This is a genomic window from Cumulibacter manganitolerans, assembly GCF_009602465.1.
Taxonomy (GTDB): domain Bacteria; phylum Actinomycetota; class Actinomycetes; order Mycobacteriales; family Antricoccaceae; genus Cumulibacter; species Cumulibacter manganitolerans.
Map to the genome: position 1 here is coordinate 1 of NZ_WBKP01000108.1, position 2776 is coordinate 2776.

1 protein-coding gene is annotated in these 2776 nt (G+C 73.8%); it reads right to left on the reverse strand.

The genetic code is table 11. The features are described from left to right. A partial coding sequence (locus tag F8A92_RS18275) for an Rne/Rng family ribonuclease (RefSeq protein WP_323368449.1) occupies window positions 1-2776 on the reverse strand: 2776 nt, incomplete at both ends.

Sequence of the window (2776 nt, forward strand, 5' to 3'; positions counted from 1 at the left end):
CGGCCAGGCTCGGCAGCGTCGGGCGCGGCGGGCTCCGGCGCGAGAGGCGTGCCGAGCGCCCCGGCCGCGGCGGGCGTCTCGACCACCTCCTGCGCGGGGGTGTCGGCGGAGGTCGACGCCGGAGTGGTGGGCTCGGCGTTCGGCTCGGGCTGCGGGCTCGGGGTCGCCGCCTGCGCGATGTCCTGCGCCGTCGGCTGGTCCTCGCCCTTCTTGGTCGCGGCCGCGATCGCGCTGAGCTGGGTCGTCGAGTCGCGCTTGGGCTCGCTGTCGAGCGGCTCGGGTGTGCGCTCGGCAGCGCCGCGCTTGCCGCGTCCGCGACGCGGCTGCGGCTCGCTGCCGGTGGAGGCGGTCTTCTTCTCGACCGGCTCGGCGTGCACGATCAGGCCGCGGCCGTCGCAGTGCGGGCACGGCTCGCTGAACGCGTCGAGCAGGCCTTGCCCGACCCGCTTGCGGGTCATCTGCACCAGCCCGAGCGAGGTGACCTCGGCGACCTGATGCTTCGTGCGGTCGCGGCCGAGGCACTCGGTGAGCCGGCGCAGCACCAGCTCGCGGTTGCTCTCCAGCAGCATGTCGATGAAGTCGATGACGACGATGCCGCCGACGTCCCGCAGCCGCAGCTGCCGGACGATCTCCTCGGCCGCCTCGAGGTTGTTCTTGGTGACCGTCTGCTCGAGGTTGCCGCCGCTGCCGGTGAACTTGCCGGTGTTCACGTCGATCACGGTCATCGCCTCGGTGTGGTCGATGACCAGCGAGCCGCCCGAGGGCAGCCACACCTTGCGATCGAGCGCCTTGGTCAGCTGCTCGTCGATGCGGTGCTCGGCGAACACGTCGCCGCTGCCGTCGTACTTCGAGACGCGCTCGACCAGATCCGGCGCGACGTGCTGCATGTACCCGGAGATGGTGTCCCATGCGTCGTCGCCGGCGATCACCATCGACGCGAAGTCCTCGTTGAACAGATCCCGGACGACGCGGATCGCGAGGTCGGGCTCTTCGTAGAGCACCGACGGCGCCTTCGTCTTGGAGTCGGCGACCTTCTCCTGGATCACGTCCCACTGGGCCTTCAGCCGGTTGACGTCGCGGGTCAGCTCTTCCTCGCTGGCGCCCTCGGCGGCTGTGCGGATGATGACGCCCGCCTCGTCGGGGACGATCCTGCGCAGGATCTCCTTCAGCCGCTGCCGCTCCCCCTCGGGCAGCTTGCGGCTGATCCCGGTCATCGAGCCACCCGGCACGTAGACCAGGTAGCGGCCCGGCAACGAGATCTGGCTGGTCAGCCGCGCGCCCTTGTGGCCGATCGGGTCCTTGGTGACCTGCACGAGCACCTTGTCGCCCGACTTGAGGGCCTGCTCGATGTTGCGCTGCTTGCCGGCGAGCCCGGCGGCGTCCCAGTCGACCTCGCCGGCGTACAGCACGGCGTTGCGGCGCTTGCCGATGTCGATGAAGGCGGCCTCCATGCTGGGCAGCACGTTCTGGACCCGGCCGTAGTAGACGCCGCCCGCGAACGACTGCTCGCTGGCGAGGGTGACGTAGTGCTCGACGAGGACGTCGTCCTCGAGCACCGCGATCTGGGTGCGCTCGCCCTGCTGGCGCACGACCATGCTGCGGGTGACCGACTCGCGGCGGGCCAGGAACTCCGCCTCGGTCAGGATGGGCGCCCGGCGACGGCCGTGGTCGCGACCCTCCTTGCGGCGCTGACGCTTGGCCTCCAGACGGACCGAGCCGCTGACGCTCTTCACCTTGTCGGCGGACGACGACTTCTGCGACGAGTCGTCGGCGCTCTCGGAGTCGCCGCCGCGGCGCCGGCGCCGGCGGCGCCGGCGCGAGCCGGACTCCTCGTCCTCGGACTCGTCGTCCTGCCGGCCGTTCTGGGTGGCCTCCTGCTCGCCGCCGCCCTTGCCCTTGGGCTTGTTCTGCTCGGTCTGCTGCTTGTCCGGGGCCTGGTCGGTCTCGCCGACAGCCTGCTCGTCGTTGCCCTGGTCGCGAGCGTCGGTCTCGGCGGACTGGTCGTCGTCCTCGCCGGCGCGCTTTCCGCGACCGCGCCGCCCGCGGCGGCGGCGGCGCGAGCCGCCCTCGGCGTCATCGTCACTGTCGAGGTCGGCCTCACGCGCGTCCCGCTCGGTGTCCTCGTCCGCGGTCGCCCGCTCCTCGTCGGCCGGCTTGGCGCTCGTGGCCGGCGCCGCGACGGCGACGTCCTCGGGCGCGACGAACACGGCGAACGGGTTGAACGCCGCGACGGGCGGCGTCGCGGGCTCCCGCTTGGGCGCGGTGTCGACGTGGGAGAGCTGCGGGGCGAGGGATGCGGCACCCCCGCGGGTCGTGGTGGTGTCGGCCTCGGGCTGCTCCGCGGCCTGCTCGGCCTCGGCGGTCTGCTCCGGCTCCGCGGCCGTCTCGGGCTCCGTGGCCGTGTCGGGCTCGGCGGTCTCCTCCGGCTCCGTGGCCTGCTCGGCCTCGAGGGTCTCCGCGGGCTGCGGGGTCTCCTCGGCCTCGGGGGCCGCCGGCTGCTGCGCGGCCTCCACCGCCGGCGCACCGGACGCCGGCTGCTCGGAGGCGTCGGCGGATGCGCCCGCGGTCGCGGGCTCGGCGGTTGCGGGCTCGGCGGTTGCGGACTCGGCGCTCGCCACCTTGGCGGTCGCCCGCCTGCGGGTGGGGCGACGCTTGGGCTTCTCCACGGGGAGCTCGGTCTGCTGGGCGCCCGGGACGTCGGGCGTGTCGTGCGCGTCGGGCTCGCCGGTCGGGCTGCCGGGCTCCGTCGCCGGGCCGGCGGGCTCGGCGGCCGGGG